A 17,303-nucleotide genomic window follows, 5' to 3' on the forward strand; every position below is an offset into this window, starting at 1 on the left:
CAAAAAGCAGCAAACCATGTTCACTGCTTCAGATGTAGCCATTATTTTATGTCAGCTTAAAGCAACATGTCCTGATGTGTCATCATAGAAGGTAATCTGAACCGTTTCTGTCAGTATATCCGCATAGCTGTATGATACACGTTCAAATGCATTTTCATCCTGGTCTAGCTCAATGACGAATACTGAGGGATATGTTTCAGCTAAAACGCCTGAACGCTCGATCGTCTTTCTCCGTCCGCCATTTGCTTTCAGCAATAGCCTTTTTCCAAGATTTGAATCAAGAGCTTTCTTAATATCCGTTAATGTTTTTGCCATTCGGTCCACCTCACTATGTAAAGTATATCACACTGACACAACAGAAGTCAAATAAAAATATAAATTATAACAGGATTTTAAAATGTATGTCAATATATTTTTTTCTTCTTTTTCTGTTGATTTTCAACATTTCTTAGCATATCCCATCGACAAAGTGAATATGTACACTTTTTTAGTTTTTTTATATTATATTTCTTTAAGGTCTTCATCAATCGACTTTGCAGGCACAAGTCATAAGGAAAGTGCATAGTTTATGTCAGAACCGTTATTGTAACGAAATGCCTAATTGGAGTGACGACATTGACTATAAATATGATGGATATCGTCGGGAGGGTATCTTACAATTGTGATATTATGTTTCGCGTCATCGATATTAAAGAGGAAGCAGGACAAAAGCTGGCCATTTTATATGGAGAAGATGTTCGATTAATTGCTGATGCACCTTATGAAGACTTAATTACAATCAGCGGTCCGGACCGAATGAGGAAAGAACAGGAATACCGTTCTCTCGAAGAACAGTCATTCCACTTATTTCGCCAGGATGTTGATCTCATAAAACAAAAACAAGAATACGCAGCTACAGATAGCTACAGCAAATCGTATAACTATTTTCAGATGCCAGGAAAAGTTCTTCATCTCGATGGCGATCCTGCTTATTTAAAAAAGTGTTTATCATTATATGAAAAAATCGGTGTTCCCGTCACTGGTATACATTCAACCGAAAAAGAAATGCCTTTAAAAATTGGAGAGCTTGTTGAGCATTATAGGCCTGATATTCTCGTTATTACAGGCCACGATGCCTATTCAAAAGCAAAAGGCAGCAAAACAGATATTAACGCCTACAGACATTCAAAGCATTTTGTTCAGACAGTAAGAGAAGCCCGCAAACGAGTTCCGCATTTAGATCAGCTTGTCATTTTCGCCGGAGCATGCCAATCTCATTTTGAATCTCTTATTCATGCTGGAGCGAACTTTGCCAGCTCTCCTTCAAGAGTCAACATACACGCCCTTGATCCAGTCTATATTGTAGCTAAAATAAGCTATACGCCCTTTATGGAGAGAATTAATGTTTGGGATGTCCTCCGCAATACGTTAACAGGCGAAAGAGGAATTGGAGGCATTGAAACAAGAGGTGTATTAAGAACGGGAATGCCCTTTAATATGGATGAACAAAAATAAACAACAACGCAAGTGGCTCAGTCTAGCCTTTGCACTTAACCCCCTTCAGCTGCATCTTTAGAAATACTCAATAAAACCATTCCGTCTAACCTGCCCTATTGGAGACAACGCCTTCTTAAAGCAGTTCCTATTATGTCAACTTCTTTTAGAAGCTATCATCAGAGATAAATAATATAGTGAAGATAAAAAAAAGCCTGCAAAAGTGAAAAAAGCAGGCTTTTTATATAGTACGACTTAAAACAATCCTTTAAAATGCGGATAAAGCGCATCACTCGCCTTGCCAAACTCCTCGATCGAAAGGGTCTCTCCTCTTCTGCCTGGATCAATTTCGACTTGTTCTAATGCAGAGAGGATTTGTTCTTTTTTTTCTTTTCCATTCGGAAGCTGACTCGTTAAATTATTGAGCAGTGTTTTTCGTCTTTGTGCAAAGCTCGCTCGTGTCACAAAAAAGAAAAACTCTTCATTGTGCACTGTAACGGCAGGTGCTTCTCTTTTAATCAGCCGAATAACAGCTGAATCCACATTAGGCTGTGGCATAAAGACCGTTTTCGGGACAATCATAACCGTCTCAGCCACCGTATAATACTGAATTGCAATGGATAGAGAGCCATAATCCTTTGTACCAGGTTTAGCCGCTATACGGTCAGCCACTTCTTTTTGCAGCATACATACAATACCTCTAATGGGCAGCTTGTCCTCAAGCAATTTCATAATAATCGGTGTTGTAACATAATACGGGAGGTTTGCAACCACCATAATATCATCTAAACCAGCAAATTCTTCTGCGATTGCCTTATGTACATCTGCTTTTAATATGTCACTATTAATGATTTTTTTATTCTCGTATGGTGACAATGTATCTTCCAGGATTGGCAGCAGCCGCTGATCAATTTCAAAGGCAAGCACTTTGGCGCTTCTTCGTGCCAGCTGTTCTGTCAGCGCGCCAATGCCGGGACCAATTTCAATTGCACCTGAAGTTTCCGTTAATTCCGCATGATCCACAATCCGCTTCAATATATTCGTATCAATTAAGAAGTTCTGACCAAGACTCTTTTTAAAAGAGAAGCCGTATTTATCAAGGATCGCCTTCGTTCTAACAGGTGTCGCTATATCTTTATTCATGATTCTCCTCCTGGCTGATTGCTTCTATTGCACGTTCCAAATCTTCCTTCTTCACAGAAAACATGGTAAGCCTTTTATGAAGCTGCTTTCCATTCGTATAGCCAATTTTCAGCAGCCTGCCCAGCTTCTCACGGCGCTCCTTTGCCCCGGGACCGCCAATCAGTCCTGCTTCAAGTAAATCATCCTGTGTAATGTCTATTTCTACGATTTGGGTCATCACATGAGCATGCTTCAGTGCCTCACGGATGACGTCTGGCGATGCATGCTCGACTCCTACTCCTCTGCCCAGCTTTTCAATTGCTGCACTTTTCTCAATAAACGCATGCTTGCAGGTTGGAACGTATTCACTGATGATTTGCCGGATCTTTTGACCAGGAAAATCAGGATCTGTAAGCACAATAACTCCTCTTGCTTCCTGTGCATGTTTAATTCTTTCCAGTGTATCTTTATTAATAGCAGAGCCATTTGTCTCAATAGTATCCGCTTCAAGGGCTCTTTTTATAGCTACAGTGTCGTCCTTGCCCTCTACGACGATAATTTCTTTAATTTTCATAAATGCTCCTCTTTAAAATGAAAAAATAAAATAATTGAAAAATAAATGAAACATTTTTGTAATGTGAATCGTCTATATAGATACAAAGATATTTTTCCAATGCAACTTATTATATATGAAAATATAACGAAACAAAAGAAAGCACTGCCACACAAGCTTATACTTCTGAAAGTATAAAAAAGCAGAGGATGTAAATCCCCTGCCATGTTCTTAATTTAATATTTTTATTTTAACAGATTTGCGTCCCCAGCGATAAGCATCGGATTTATTAGCAAAGAAGACATCAATCTTGTTTCCTTTAACAGCAGAGCCTGTATCAGCAGCGACTGCGTAGCCGTATCCTTCAACATATACCTTTGTGCCTAATGGAATGACACTAGGATCAACCGCGATAACTTTTACATTCGGGTTAGCTTTTAAGTTAATGCCCGTAGCTGTAAAACCAGAGCAGCCGTTACAGCTTGCTGTATAAGCAGTAGAGCTGACATATATCTCTTTTCCGCCAGCTGGCGCACTGCCGCGGGAAACAACCTTTGTTTCAGCAGCTACTTTCGTGCCGACAGCAACAACTTTATCCTGTTTTTCTTTAAGTGTTTTCTCACTAATTAATTTACGTGAGATTTCTTTCCCATTTTCCTTAATAATCTCGAATTGTTTTGAAACGAGACCTTCTTGACCAGGTGTAACAACCTTCTCAGAGCCTCTGTTCAAGCTGTTATCCTTTTTTGTTACAACTGCATAATTGATTGGTTCTTCCACTACATCGGTGACTTTTTCAACTCGAATGACTTTTATAACGTCATCTACTTTGACTGTCTCTTCCAAATTTGGCTCAACACGATCTAATTCCTTCAGCTCAATTCCTTGCTGTGATAAAAAGTCAGCGACCGTAGTCGAAGTTGACCAAACCTTCTTTTCTTCCCCGCCATTTGAAAGGGTTAAAGAAAATGCTTTTTCAATCTGTATAGCTGTATTACCTGTAATTTTTTCATCCTGCTTTGGTTCTACCAGGTCATGCTCGGTAATCTCAATATTTTGTTCCTGCAAAAACTCACCAACTGTTTCAGCTGCGGACCAAACTGATTTCGTCTCACTGCCATTCACAAGCTCAATCTCGTTAGCAGGATTCCATACTACTTCTAAATCATTCTCAACCTTTGTGTTAACCGAGGGAAACACGTAATCTTCTGAGCGTAATGTTATATCCATTTCATCAAATATTTCATTGATGGTATCTGCATGTGTTTTGATGATTTCTTCCCGGCCATCAAGCGTCAGCACAACGGACTTTTTTGTCATTTCAAAAATAACAAAGCCAAAGGCTGCTGCAAATACTATAAAACTAGCAGAAATAATGGCCAGCTTCTTTTTACTCAAAGACTCGGATAACAGGTTTTTCATGTTTTGTATCACGATGAAAAACGCCTCCTTTTCTCTCGGAGTGATTATATAGACAATCTTTCAGGCTGTCAACTCTTTCTCTTTTCCAGTTTGAAAGGTTTGGGCGTTCGAACTAGATTTTTAAAGGAAAAGATCGTCTTTCTTAAAAATAGGTATAGAAGACCGTTTTGGATCCTCCTCTCCAAAGTTCGAAAGCAAAAATCAGCAAAGTGACTCCTCCATTTTCACCTCCAAATCATGAATCTTAGTTACGATCAACGCCTATATCCCTAAATTTACAAACTTGCCTGATAACGTATATCCTATTATGCAAAAAAAGAAGGAGAAAGAAAAGAGAGAGTTATCGACATGGTTATCCTATGTTGACGATAAGACATGTAGAACTTTTTAGAATTAGAAAAAAATCGGACAAGCTTATCCAAAAGCCGACAGTATTTGCTATCAGTTTATGCCGAATAATTTTTTTGCATTGTCAGTTGTAGCCTTCGCAACCTCTTGAACGGGAATGTCTTTAATTTCAGCAATTTGCTGTGCGACAAGAGTGACATAGCTTGGTTCATTACGTTTTCCTCGAAACGGGTGCGGTGCTAAGAAAGGGCAATCCGTTTCAATCAATAATTTTTCTAATGGTATAACATCTGCGACTTCCTTTGGTTTCTTGGCATTTTTAAATGTTACAGGTCCGCCTAATGAAATAAGGAAGTTCATTTCCACACATTCTTGCGCTGTTTCAGCACTTCCGCTAAAGCAATGCATAATGCCTCCCACTTCCGCTGCCCCTTCTTCTTTTAAAATAGCCACAATATCCGCTGTTGCCTCACGGTTATGAATGACGATTGGCAGACCCACTTTTTTAGCAAGACGAATTTGCTTGCGAAACACTTCCTTTTGAATTTCCTTTGGCGATTTATCCCAATGATAATCGAGTCCCATCTCTCCTAAAGCAACCACTTTTGGATGTGAAGAAAGCTCTTCGATCCATTGCAGATCTTCATCTGTCATGTCAATCGCATCAACAGGATGCCAGCCGACACTTGCATATAAAAAATCATATTTCTCTACAAGCTCCATTGCCTTCGTAATAGTAGGCCGGTCAAAACCAACAACGACCATATTGGTGACACCCTCTTCAAGCGCTCGGTCAATTACCTCTTGAATGTCCTCTTCGAATTGTTCAGCATTTAAATGTACATGTGTATCAAAAAACATCAGAATACCCCTTATTGTCATATTTTTAATTTCTATAACAAATGTTTCAGTTGCATAACAGCTATTTTTACTATAGTAGTATACATTTTTTTCTCTTATTAAGTTTCTCTTTTATTTTCAATCCATCTAATAATAAGAAATATAATCAGAATGAATTTATTAATACTACTAAAGATAATATTCCAAAAAATCATTTCTGGATATATGATCCATTTTGTATTCAGCTGTATATTCAAAAATTTATTTTTTGTAACAATCAAATTTTCACAATCCATCGAGACTCTTAGCGCTCAATATATGATGAAATTCTCCTATAACTGTAAAGAAAACATAGAAGCGCCTGCAATAAAGTCCGCGGCACTTCTATGTCCCTTATAAAAACAGATTTATTTCACCCGAGCTCCTAGCGGCAATGATTCGGCAATGGTTGCAAGAGAAAGCTCTCCATCTTTGCTGCCGGCAAGGATCATTCCTTCCGACAATTCACCGCGTAATTTAACTGGCTTCAAATTTGTTACACAAACAACTTTTCGGCCAACTAAATCTTCTGGTTTGTAAAATTGAGCAATACCTGAGACAACTTGACGTTTTTCATACCCTAAATCAAGCTGGAGCTTTAGAAGCTTATCTGCCTTTTTAACAGGCTCCGCTTGAATAACCTGGGCAACCCGTAAATCAACCTTCATAAAATCATCAATGTTAATTTCTTCGCTGTCCGGCTTTTCCTCCGTTTTCTCTTGAGGCTTCTTCGCTTCAGGAGCAGGAGTGCTTCCTTGCATTTTTTCTTTAATATAACCAACTTCCTCATCCAGCTCTAAACGAGGGAAAATTGGTTCTCCCTTCTCAACCTTCGTTCCAGATGAAATTTTTCCAAACTGGTCCAAACTTTCCCAAGATGTCAGTTCTGGGCTGTTAACATTCAGCTGATTAAAGATTTTAACCGGTGTTTGTGTAAGGAATGGCTGAAGAAGGACTGCAATTCTTCTTAAGGATTCAGCAAGATGATACATTACGTTTCCTAATTCATCTTTCTTGTCTTCTTCTTTTGCCAGTGCCCATGGTTTGGTTTCATCGATGTATTTATTTGTCCTGCTGACAAGCTGCCATAGTGCTGTTAAGGCTACAGAAAACTCCATTTTTTCCATTGCTGCTTCGTACTTTTCAACTGTTTCTTCATTTATTTGAAGAAGAAGCTGATCGAACTCCCCATTCGACCCATTATAAGATGGGATGATTCCATCAAAGTATTTATTAATCATCGCAACCGTACGGTTAAGGAGATTTCCTAAATCATTGGCTAAATCGAAATTAATTCTCTCAACAAAGCCTTCAGGTGTGAATACACCATCTGCTCCAAACGGAACTTCGCGAAGCAAGTAGTAGCGAAGTGCATCTAAACCATACCGGTCGATTAGCGTTACCGGGTCTACTACATTTCCTTTTGATTTAGACATTTTTCCGTCCTTCATCAATAGCCATCCGTGTGCAAACACCTTCTTAGGCAGTGGTACATCCAAAGCCATCAGCATAATCGGCCAATAAATCGTATGGAAGCGGACAATTTCCTTTCCAACTAAATGAACATCTGCCGGCCAATAGTTTAAATATTTCCGGTCATCATCTGTTCCATAGCCTAGTGCTGTAATATAGTTTGAAAGAGCATCAATCCATACATATACAACATGCTTAGGATTTTCCGGCACTTTTACGCCCCAGTCAAATGTTGTTCTGGATACAGCCAAGTCCTCCAGACCAGGTTTAATAAAATTATTAATCATTTCGTTCTTACGTGATTCAGGCTGAATAAAGCTTGGGTTTTCCTCATAATACTTCAGCAGGCGATCAGCATATTTGCTTACTTTAAAAAAGTAAGACTCTTCCTTCACTTTATGAACATCTCTGCCGCAGTCAGGGCATTTTCCATCTTCAAGCTGACGTTCAGTGAAATAAGATTCACATGGCGTACAATACCATCCCTCGTATTCTCCCAGGTAAATGTCACCTTGCTCTAAAAGCTGTGTGAAGATTTTCTCAACAATTTGCTTATGGCGATCTTGTGTAGTTCGAATAAAATCATCATAAGAAATGTCTAGCTTTTCCCAAAGTGATTGAATACCAGCTACGATTTCATCCACATATGCTTGCGGAGTAACACCTTTCTCTTCTGCTTTCTCTTGAATTTTTTGACCATGTTCATCGGTCCCCGTTAAATACATAACATCGAAACCGCGTAAGCGCTTGTAACGAGCCATTGCATCACCTGCAACAGTAGTATAGGCGTGCCCTATATGTAGATTTCCGCTTGGATAGTAAATCGGCGTTGTTAAATAAAACGTCTTTAATTTTTCTTCCATTCCTATTACCTCCTATAAATAATAAGTTCGTTCAGCCCTGTTATACTGGGAAACAAAAACTTTGTATTTGGCTGCAGCCTGACGAGTTTGTCTTTTATATAATTCCATTTCATTTTTCAAAAAAATCCCGTCCGAAAAGACGGGATTAAGGAACTTCCATATTCTATTGATCAGTGCAAGCTTAATGAACAGCAAGAGCTTGCTCTGGTTAAGTCAAACTATGGATAACTGACCCATTTAACGCTTAAACCCGGCCAGATTATTTTGCCGATCGCAGAACAAAATATTTTTATTATTACACTCGTCAGCATTACCTCTTATATCAACAAAATATACCTAAAAATAAGAAATTGTGCAAGGAAAGATCCTATTGTAAACGTTATGATCTTACCCGATATCTCCCTCTTCATTTAATCGACTAAAAGAGCTTTGTCGACACACTACATTAAATATGTAGAATTTTGTCGAATCAAGTAAAAAATACTCTTAATTAAAACTATTCAATTGATAATAATCAAGAAAAAATATATACTTAATTCAAGATTTTTTTTATGAAATTCGCTCTATATCAGCCTTCAATCTACTAACTAAATTTTCCACATAAAAATATTATAAAGTAATTGACGAATATGGTAATGGCTGGTATCATATAAATATAGAGAATTTTGTCGAATAATGACGAAACATAGAGAGATAGACATAAATTAATTGGAGATTTGAGAGGAGAAACAATAATGAAATCTACAGGTATTGTTCGTAAAGTTGATGAGCTTGGCCGCGTGGTAATTCCGATTGAATTGCGTCGCACACTAGGAATTGCAGAGAAAGATGCTCTTGAAATTTATGTAGATGATGAAAAAATCATTCTTAAAAAATATAAACCTAACATGACTTGCCAGGTAACTGGTGAAGTTTCTGATGATAATCTTGCTTTAGCTGGCGGTAAATTAATTTTAAGCCGTGAAGGTGCAGAGCAGCTTCTACAAGAAATCCAAAACAACTTTGAAACATCTAAATAATATTAAAAAGCTTCTCAACTTATTGAGAAGCTTTTTTTGTATTATGTTCGTTCCCCATTAATCATTCTCAACATGATAAGCTTGGTAAACATCCCTTTTGGGCATCTGCCGATCTAAAGCTGTGTGCTTTATGGCCTCCTTTGCTGCCAGTTCCTTCATATTTATATAGTGTTCTACATGCTCCACTACTGTCAGCTGCTCCCACCAGGCAGAATGATTACTTTCCTCAGGCAAACCGCCTTCAACAATTACACAGAATTCACCGCGAATCTCTTCTGTTTTGGCCCAGTGTACGGCTTCTGACAAGCTTCCTCTTATAAATTCTTCATATTTTTTTGTTAGCTCACGGCATAAAACTACTTGCCGATTTCCTAACTGTTCTTCCATGATTAGCAGTGTTTCCTTCAATCTGTGTGGTGCCTCATAAAAAATTAGCGTTGACTCCATATTAGACAGTTCACTCAGCTGCTTTCGTTTTACCTTTTTCTGACGGTCTAAAAAGCCGTAAAAGTAAAAAGGCTGTGTGGTAATACCTGAAGCGATCAGTGCGGTAAGAGCAGCGTTTGCACCGGGCAATGGAACAACTGTAATATTCTCTTCCAATGCAGCTGCCACTAATTCATAACCTGGGTCGGAAATGGCAGGCATTCCCGCATCACTGACAAGAGCAATCTTCATGCCTTCCTTGAGTTTTTCCACAATTTTGTGCCCGCTCGCTTCTTTATTATGTTCATGATAGCTAATCAGCGGCGTCGTCATTTCAAAATGGCTGCAAAGCTTTTTGGTATTCCTTGTATCCTCTGCTGCAATAAAATTAGCTTCTTTCATGATTCGGACTGCTCTATACGTCATATCCTCTAAATTGCCGATTGGTGTTGGAACTAAATAAAGGATGCCTTTCTGTTCTTCATTATGAAAGCTTTTTTGCTGTTGCATCATCTCACCCGTCTTCTATTATGTATAAGCGCCTTCACCGTTCACAAAATAGGCGCAGTTTGCTTTATAAAATGAAGCTTTTTTTGCCGTGAAAGCTGCTTAAATTGATATTCTGCCCTCAAAGCATCTCCCTGATTATTAAATGTCTGTGAAAAGACAAGCTCTACAGGGCCTCTTCCTCTTGTGTACTTGGCCCCTTTTCCTTCATTATGCTGTTTTACTCTTCTTGCTAAGTCGTTTGTATATCCAGCATATAGACTTCCATCCCGGCAATGCAGAACATAGAAGTAATGGCTAGTTGTCTCCATATAATAGTTCACGCACCTCTGCCGTGTATTCATTATTTTGATCATAAACGATTAAAGGAGGCAGGATTTTGAGATCTGGTTTGCCATGCTTGATTGCTTCAATTAATAAGGTATTGGCTTCCTTGCCTAATTTCGGGTATACAAAACGGATTCGCTTTGGTTCAAGCTGATAGGCTCTCATATGCGTTATGATATCCATCAGTCTGCCAGGTCTGTGTACAAAGGCAACTTTACCGCCTTGCCGTACTAACTGGCTGGACACTTTAATTGTATCTTCCAGTGTACAATGGATTTCATGCCGGGCAATAGCAAGATGTTCATTTTCGTTTATCTCTTCACTAGAAGGAGTCGGGAAATATGGCGGATTGCATGTCACCACATCATATTTCCCATACCCAAGCTCAGATGGCATGTCTTTTAAATCTCCATGAATCATATGCAGGCGATGCTCCAATTCGTTATATTTTATACTTCTTACCGCCATATCATATAGTCGCTCTTGAATTTCAACTCCAGTAATCGTCCCCTTTGTTCTCGCACTTAAAAAAAGGGGCACAACCCCATTCCCGCTGCATAAATCAATAAGATTGCCTTTTTGGATCGGTACATAAACAAAACGGGACAGCAATACTGCATCTAGGGAAAAAGAAAATACAGATGGACTCTGAATGATCCTTAGATTCTCTGCAAGCAGATAATCAAGGCGCTCATCACCTTTTAAAAATTCCATTTTAAATCCTCCAGGTTTTAACTAGGCTATTTTTGTAAACTTTGATGTTTAAGAGCCTAACTATATGTAAAGGCCAGTTGTAAAAAAAACCTTCCTAATAACAGGAAGGTAATCACACTACTTTTTATTAAGAAAAGACAGGCAAAATAGACAATCTCCTTCTTTTCTCGGACTGCCAAAATGAAGATTACAGATGTGAAAGCCTTCTTGATAAAGTCTTGCAAGATTATCATAGCCTTCACCGACATCCAATAGCTTATCCAGTTTCTCTGCCTCTGTCTCAGGTTCGTTCTTTTCTTCTTTCCTCTGAGATGTATCTTTCGTGGCAGCAGTGCTGTTCATATGGCGGCGTAAATGCTCGTTTTCTAATTTTAGTGCATTGTTTTCTTCTAATATTTCTGCCAAATGCTGTTTTAGCTCTCCAAGCTGCTGATACAACTGGCCAATTTGCGTTTCCATATTAATGACTGAATCAAATATCTCTTTTTTATCCAAGCATTCCACCTCATTAATCTGTGGATTGAGCCGATACAGCACCTTGTTGTTTCGTAATTTCTTCGAGTGTAAATTCAAGGACGCGTTCCTGCTCCTTAACATCTACTTGCAGAATTCGTTCAAGAATGTTTAAACCTACTACTTTTCCATGACCTTCAGGTGTTTCAATCCATTCACCAATATCCGGCAGCTGTTCTTTTGCTGCTTCATATTCATCATTTTCATATTTTAAACAGCACATTAAACGGCCGCAAAGTCCAGATATTTTCGTAGGATTTAGAGACAGATTTTGATCTTTCGCCATTTTAATGGATACAGGATCAAAGTCGCCTAAAAATGTGGAACAGCAAAGCATTCTTCCACATGGACCAATACCACCCAGCATTTTTGCCTCATCACGTACACCAATTTGTCTTAATTCAATTCTTGTTCTAAAAATAGCCGCAAGATCCTTTACAAGCTCACGGAAATCGACTCTTCCGTCTGCTGTAAAATAAAAAATCACTTTATTGCGGTCAAATGTATATTCTACATCCACTAGCTTCATATCTAGTTGATGGGTGCTTACTTTTTCACAGCAAACCTCATATGCTTCGGCAGCTGCCTGTTTATTCTCTTCAACAATCATTTGATCCTTTTGATCAGCTATACGGAGGACCTTCTTTAAGGGCAGTACAACATCATGCTCATCGACCTTTTTAGGAGCAATAACCACCTTGCCATATTCGACACCTCTTACCGTCTCGACAATGACATAGTCATCCTTTTGTATAGGAAGCTCTCCGGGATCGAAATAATAGATTTTGCCCGCTTTTTTAAAGCGAACTCCTGTTACATCATACAAATGTAGATCCCTCCTGCATTTTTAACACTAGCTGTTCCATAAGGAGCTGTGTGTTCATATTTGCGTGCAATTTTCTCTTTGCTTCTAACACGGCACTCATCTGCTCAGTCAGCCTTTTGCTTGATGATTGCAGCGCAAACATTTCTATACGCTGTTTTTCACTTAGAAAAACGACCTGCTTCCACTTGCCAAGCTGAATATATAATAAATCTCTTAATAAAAGAAGTAGTAAGTCTAAACCTCTATCACACTGTTCTTTTTCTTTAAAGTGTAAAAACCAGCTCTCCTGAAGAGCGACCATGGCTTCAAGAGGGTTTTTTCTTAGTGCTTCATATAATTTTAACACTATTTTTCTTGCTTGTACAAACCAATCATCTCCACTTAATGCCAAAGCTTCTTCCAAATTATTTGTCATTTGCGCAAGCAAAGGCGCTAACAGTGGATCAACCCCATGTTCTACAAGCTGATCCACAACTTTTAAAGGAGATAATGGTTTGAAGGTCACAATTTGACATCGTGATAAAATGGTAGGCAGCATCTGCTGCATTTGTTCTGTTAACAGGATGGCGGTTGTTTCCGCATGCGGTTCCTCTAGAAACTTCAGTAAGCTATTTGCAGCATTTACAGTCATTTTGTCGGCACCCGCTATTAGATAAACCTTCTTTTTTGATTCTACACCTGTTTTCGAAAATTCCTCTTGCAGTTCCTGAATCTGATGTTTCTTAATGGATAGGCCATCCGGCTCAATCATATGAACATCAGGGTGGTTGCCAGCCGAGATTCTCTTGCAATTTAAACATTGCTCGCAAGGAATATATGCATCTTGTGGCTGCAGACAAAATATGCTCTTAGCCAGCAGCAGTCCGGCTTCCCTTTTTCCTGTCCCTTTCATTCCTTCAAATAAATAAGCGTGGGCCAGCCGATTCTTATTTAGGCTATTCTTGAACATTTTTAAGACAACAGGCTGTATTTCTTGTAATTGATCCCACGATTGTGCCAAAAAAATCACTCTCTTACATATATAAATTAATGAGCAGTCCTTTAATCTCTCCAATCTTCCCGAGAAGATCAATTGACTTTCCTTCTTTGTTCAGCGCTTCTTCAGTAAGCTGGGCAAGCTCTTTATCGATGGTTTCTACAATTTTTAGTGTTCTTCCTTGCCCCATCTCATTCCAGCTATGCGATTGCTTCAAATCCATCCCATAGTCAACTGCTTCTTTAACAAAATTTTTGACTAACGTCTTAAATTTAGCCATATCTTTGAAATTTCTCGATCTTCCCAGCCTCTCACCTGCCAGATCAATATCCTTCATTAAGGCTTGAAGCTGAGAAAATTGCATTTTTTGCCCTTGCTTCTGAACAAGTTCATTAAATGTAGAAGAAGATGTAACTGGCTGGCTATGATCTCGTCTTGATTTATCTAAATTCAAGCGCATTTCTTGATTGATTTTCATTATTTACCCCCGATTCACCTATTTTAGAAATGGTGAAACTGTTCTACTGGCAGTACAAACACGGTAGCTCCGCCTACCTCTACCTCGACCGGATAAGGGATGTAGGAATCAGCATGCCCTCCCATTGGAGATACTGGGGCAACTAATTGTTCCCTTGATTGGCAATTATCTTTTATGATCTGTAATGCACGGTCTACTCGAATATCTTCTGTCCCAATCATAAACGTTGTATTTCCAGATTTTAAGAAACCTCCGGTGCTTGCGAGTTTCGTGGCTCTAAAATTATTATCCACCAATGCATTCATTAGTTTATTACTGTCCTGATCTTGAATTACAGCTAATATGAGCTTCACCTTGCACTCCCCCTTCATTTCTTATCACTTTATCTTATTATAGCAATTATTTGTTCATGTAAAAGAGCTGGTAAAAAAAAGAATGTATTACTGAGCAGATATTTTTTTAATAACTGCTTTTTTGGCTTCTTTATATACCTCTTCAAGAGCCTTGCCTGCATCAATCACCTGAATTCTTTCTGGATACGCTTGTACAAGCTTTTGATAGCCTTCCCTAACCTGATGATGAAATTGAAGAGTTTCTAAATCCAGTCGATTTACTTCTCTTTCTTTATGACGATTTATTCGCTCAAGACCTGTCTCTGAATCCACATCAAAATATAATGTTAAAGATGGCATCATGTTTTCAATCGCAAACTGATTTATTGTTAGCACATTTTCCATGCCAAGACCTCTTGCGTACCCTTGGTAAGCAAGAGAGCTATCAATAAAACGGTCACATAGAATGATATATCCTTTTTCCATCGCAGGTATGACTTTTTCAACTAAATGCTGCCTTCTTGCTGCCGCATACAAAAGGGCTTCCGTCCGTGCATCCATGCTTGTATTATTCGTATCTAATATAACGCTTCTGATCTGCTCTGCAATTTCGATCCCACCAGGCTCGCGTGTATACATGATTTGATATCCGTCTGCTTTCAAGCTCTCAGCCAGCATGGTAATGACTGTTGTCTTTCCTGCACCCTCTGGTCCTTCAGCTGTTATAAAAATTCCCTTTTCCATTTAGTAACCCCCAGATGTTTCTTATTTATATATACTAATAAATCCTTTTATTACATTCTCTCCTTGCTGAAATCTTGCGCCTTTCTTCAACAGCAATCTTAAGAGGCTGATATCATCCTCAGTAATCTTCTCACCAGGGTACAATAAAGGGATTCCTGGCGGATATGGGATAACCATTTCAGCACTTATTTGACCAACAGCCATTGATAAAGGAACTTCGGCTGAATGCATCCTTTTCATTTGTTGTTCGTTCAATGTTAATTCTGAAACTGCAGCTTTATGAACTTTAGGTTTTTCTGCCTTTACATGTATCATTTCAAATGAAGAGACAGCCTCTTTTACTAACTGAACTGTTTTTTCCATAGGAAATTCTGTTCTCTGTTTCAGCAGGGGAAAAACAAATAATACATTATAGGGGTCAGCTAATTCTGTAAATACTCCCTTTTTTTCAAGCTGCTCTTGTAGCTCAAAACCGCTTAAAGCTGTTTCCGATTGAATGGTTATTTTTAATGGATCTCCCTTGCCATCTTGGAATTGCAGCAGTCTGATCCCTTTTATAGTCATAAGCTCCGATCTGAAGGATGCAATCTTCTCTAACGTATATTGTTCATCCTCTTTTGTAAAAGAAGCTATATAATGCCTCGCTAAGTCGAGAGAAGCCATAAGTGGATAGGAAGGACTGCTCGACTGTAAAATACTTAAGTATTTTCGGATAGATCCTTTATCAATCCTGTCACTATTAATGTGTAAATAAGCACCCATTGTCATAGCTGGAAGCGTTTTATGAGCAGACTGAACGACAGCATCTGCCTTCAGCTTTACTGCTGATGGCGGAAAGTGATTGCCAGCAGCAAAATGGGCCCCATGTGCTTCATCAATTAGAACAGGAATATTCCTTTGATGTGCTACCTCTATTATGGACTCTAAATCATTGATCATCCCATAATAATTAGGATAGGTAAGGATGATGGCTTTTGCATGTGGATAAAGAGAAAGTGCCTCCTCGACGACCGAGGAGGATATGCCTCCTGCTACTCCCCAATCTTCATGAAAATCGGGCTGTAAAAATACTGGTCGTGCATTGGCCAAGGAAATTCCATTCAAAACTGACTTATGGCAATTTCTTTGCACAAGCACTTCATCATCCTCTTTAAGTACAGCCAAGATCATTGCCAAATTACCGACAGTGGAACCATTAACTAAGAAGTAACTCTGCTTCGTCCTGTAAAAATCAGTGAGCAGCTGCTCCGCCTCTTTAATCATTCCTTCTGGAGAATGCAGATCATCAAGTCCATTCAACTCAGTAACATCAAGCTTTAAAATATGTGAAAAGTGATTATTCCAACTCATCTCTTGTACAAGGATTCCATTCTTATGTCCAGGCACATGATATGAAATCGGCTTCTTCTTTATATGATTTAATAACGTTTCATATATGGGGCATCTATTCTGATCCATTCAAACACTCCGGAATTTAATATCTAATTGATCTATTCTCTATTCTAACAAAACACTCATTAAAAGAGGAGAAATACAAAGGTTAATTATAATAATTGAGTTAGACATACAACGAATAATGGGTTCCAACATACAATGTAATTGTATACATTTTTAGCTTGTGAATTTTCTAAAAATTGTATTCAAATAAACGGATTTGGGCAGAATTAGTGTATGGAGGTGGAGTAATTGGATACACTATTAGCTAGCAAAGATCATAAGATATGCGTGATTTGTGATCAAGCAAAAGTAAGGGGAATACATTTATACACTTCATTTATTTGTACGGAATGTGAAAGAGAGTTAATTTCGACTGATACAAGTCATCCAAAATATAATCATTACTTATCTAAATTAAAAAAAGTAACGACTCCTCAAATATTGTCTTAGGGGCTATATAATCGCTATTCAAATTTATTATCAAGTCAGTTCTGCAGTTTCTTTTAATACACCAAAAAAGCACATCTATACAGATGTGCTTTTCCATGTTGCCCGGCAGCGTCCTACTCTCACAAGGGGACAGCCCCTAACTACCATTGACGCTGAGAAGCTTAACTTCCGTGTTCGGGATGGACGGGTGTGACCTTCTCGCTATCATTGTTCGGAAATCGATAACCTTCACATCTCTTCGTCATCTCACTCGTCAAGGTCCTCACGTACCAACTACGTACGCTCCGGCCTTTCCTCACTCGATTCCTCGACCTGTTCGCTTCTCGCTTCCCTCACGGTTTGGTAAAAAGATAAGTTGAGCAAGCTTACATATTTAAAAATCATTTCAGTTGAAAAATTATTCATTTAAAATGTTAATAGT

General features: G+C 38.6%; 19 protein-coding genes and 1 rRNA gene. 3 read left to right on the plus strand and 17 right to left on the minus strand.

Annotation, left to right across the window (positions count from 1 at the left end):
* Positions 1 to 51: 51 nt before the first annotated feature.
* Entirely contained in the window at positions 52 to 315 is a 264-nt protein-coding gene (gene veg, locus B7E07_RS00540; protein ID WP_080843547.1) for a biofilm formation stimulator Veg, read from the minus strand.
* 300 nt (positions 316 to 615) lie between these two features.
* Between veg and yabG the strand changes: the two genes are divergently transcribed.
* Positions 616 to 1,494, plus strand: a complete 879-nt coding sequence (gene yabG, locus B7E07_RS00545; RefSeq protein WP_080843546.1) for a sporulation peptidase YabG — start codon at positions 616 to 618, stop codon at positions 1,492 to 1,494.
* Positions 1,495 to 1,728: 234 nt separating this feature from the next.
* Here yabG and rsmA read toward each other — a convergent pair whose 3' ends face one another.
* The 5 genes from rsmA to metG all read right to left on the minus strand — a co-directional run bounded on the left by rsmA (position 1,729) and on the right by metG (position 8,133).
* A complete protein-coding gene (gene rsmA / locus B7E07_RS00550; protein WP_080843545.1) occupies positions 1,729 to 2,616 on the minus strand; it encodes a 16S rRNA (adenine(1518)-N(6)/adenine(1519)-N(6))-dimethyltransferase RsmA in 888 nt (295 codons plus the stop codon).
* The gene (gene rnmV, locus B7E07_RS00555; RefSeq protein ID WP_080843544.1) at positions 2,609 to 3,169 is read right to left on the minus strand and encodes a ribonuclease M5; all 561 of its coding nucleotides are present in this window, start codon (positions 3,167 to 3,169) and stop codon (positions 2,609 to 2,611) included. Before rnmV ends, rsmA begins: the two co-directional genes overlap by 8 nt.
* A 210-nt stretch (positions 3,170 to 3,379) precedes the next feature.
* A complete protein-coding gene (locus B7E07_RS00560; protein ID WP_080843589.1) occupies positions 3,380 to 4,570 on the minus strand; it encodes a G5 and 3D domain-containing protein in 1,191 nt (396 codons plus the stop codon).
* 441 nt (positions 4,571 to 5,011) lie between these two features.
* Positions 5,012 to 5,779: a TatD family hydrolase gene (locus tag B7E07_RS00565; RefSeq protein ID WP_080843543.1), complete on the minus strand. Its 768-nt coding sequence runs from the start codon at positions 5,777 to 5,779 to the stop codon at positions 5,012 to 5,014.
* 386 nt (positions 5,780 to 6,165) lie between these two features.
* Positions 6,166 to 8,133: a methionine--tRNA ligase gene (gene metG / locus B7E07_RS00570; protein ID WP_080843542.1), complete on the minus strand. Its 1,968-nt coding sequence runs from the start codon at positions 8,131 to 8,133 to the stop codon at positions 6,166 to 6,168.
* Positions 8,134 to 8,867: 734 nt separating this feature from the next.
* Here metG and B7E07_RS00575 point away from each other — a divergent pair.
* Positions 8,868 to 9,152, plus strand: coding sequence for an AbrB/MazE/SpoVT family DNA-binding domain-containing protein (locus B7E07_RS00575; RefSeq protein WP_080843541.1), 285 nt, complete (start codon positions 8,868 to 8,870; stop codon positions 9,150 to 9,152).
* Positions 9,153 to 9,209: 57 nt separating this feature from the next.
* Here the strand turns inward: B7E07_RS00575 and rsmI are convergent, their stop codons facing one another.
* From rsmI to B7E07_RS00625, 10 genes are all read right to left on the minus strand, one after another.
* A complete protein-coding gene (rsmI, locus tag B7E07_RS00580) occupies positions 9,210 to 10,088 on the minus strand; it encodes a 16S rRNA (cytidine(1402)-2'-O)-methyltransferase (RefSeq protein WP_080843588.1) in 879 nt (292 codons plus the stop codon).
* A gap of 41 nt (positions 10,089 to 10,129) precedes the next feature.
* The gene (locus tag B7E07_RS00585) at positions 10,130 to 10,396 is read right to left on the minus strand and encodes a GIY-YIG nuclease family protein (protein ID WP_080843540.1); all 267 of its coding nucleotides are present in this window, start codon (positions 10,394 to 10,396) and stop codon (positions 10,130 to 10,132) included.
* Entirely contained in the window at positions 10,383 to 11,126 is a 744-nt protein-coding gene (locus B7E07_RS00590; RefSeq protein WP_080843539.1) for a tRNA1(Val) (adenine(37)-N6)-methyltransferase, read from the minus strand. Before B7E07_RS00590 ends, B7E07_RS00585 begins: the two co-directional genes overlap by 14 nt.
* A 117-nt stretch (positions 11,127 to 11,243) precedes the next feature.
* Entirely contained in the window at positions 11,244 to 11,621 is a 378-nt protein-coding gene (gene yabA, locus B7E07_RS00595) for a DNA replication initiation control protein YabA (RefSeq protein ID WP_080843538.1), read from the minus strand.
* Positions 11,622 to 11,634: 13 nt separating this feature from the next.
* A complete protein-coding gene (locus B7E07_RS00600; protein ID WP_066441806.1) occupies positions 11,635 to 12,465 on the minus strand; it encodes a PSP1 domain-containing protein in 831 nt (276 codons plus the stop codon).
* Positions 12,458 to 13,465 carry a DNA polymerase III subunit delta' gene (holB, locus tag B7E07_RS00605; protein ID WP_080843537.1) on the minus strand — a complete coding sequence of 336 codons (1,008 nt, stop codon included), beginning with the start codon at positions 13,463 to 13,465 and terminating at the stop codon, positions 12,458 to 12,460. Before holB ends, B7E07_RS00600 begins: the two co-directional genes overlap by 8 nt.
* A 13-nt stretch (positions 13,466 to 13,478) precedes the next feature.
* Positions 13,479 to 13,919, minus strand: a complete 441-nt coding sequence (locus B7E07_RS00610; protein WP_080843536.1) for a YaaR family protein — start codon at positions 13,917 to 13,919, stop codon at positions 13,479 to 13,481.
* Between the two features lie 23 nt (positions 13,920 to 13,942).
* The gene (locus B7E07_RS00615; RefSeq protein WP_066441809.1) at positions 13,943 to 14,272 is read right to left on the minus strand and encodes a cyclic-di-AMP receptor; all 330 of its coding nucleotides are present in this window, start codon (positions 14,270 to 14,272) and stop codon (positions 13,943 to 13,945) included.
* A gap of 87 nt (positions 14,273 to 14,359) precedes the next feature.
* A complete protein-coding gene (gene tmk, locus B7E07_RS00620) occupies positions 14,360 to 14,995 on the minus strand; it encodes a dTMP kinase (RefSeq protein WP_080843535.1) in 636 nt (211 codons plus the stop codon).
* Positions 14,996 to 15,016: 21 nt separating this feature from the next.
* Positions 15,017 to 16,453 carry an aminotransferase class I/II-fold pyridoxal phosphate-dependent enzyme gene (locus tag B7E07_RS00625; RefSeq protein WP_080843534.1) on the minus strand — a complete coding sequence of 479 codons (1,437 nt, stop codon included), beginning with the start codon at positions 16,451 to 16,453 and terminating at the stop codon, positions 15,017 to 15,019.
* A 267-nt stretch (positions 16,454 to 16,720) separates the two neighbouring features.
* On the opposite strand from B7E07_RS00625, the gene B7E07_RS00630 reads away from it, so the two are divergent.
* Positions 16,721 to 16,882 carry a sigma factor G inhibitor Gin gene (locus B7E07_RS00630; protein ID WP_306807535.1) on the plus strand — a complete coding sequence of 54 codons (162 nt, stop codon included), beginning with the start codon at positions 16,721 to 16,723 and terminating at the stop codon, positions 16,880 to 16,882.
* A gap of 100 nt (positions 16,883 to 16,982) precedes the next feature.
* Here the strand turns inward: B7E07_RS00630 and rrf are convergent.
* A 5S ribosomal RNA gene (rrf, locus tag B7E07_RS00635) occupies positions 16,983 to 17,097 on the minus strand.
* Between the last annotated feature and the right edge of the window lie 206 nt (positions 17,098 to 17,303).

It is taken from the genome of Cytobacillus gottheilii, from assembly GCF_900166665.1.
In the GTDB taxonomy this organism is placed as follows: Bacteria; Bacillota; Bacilli; order Bacillales; family Cytobacillaceae; genus Cytobacillus; species Cytobacillus gottheilii_A.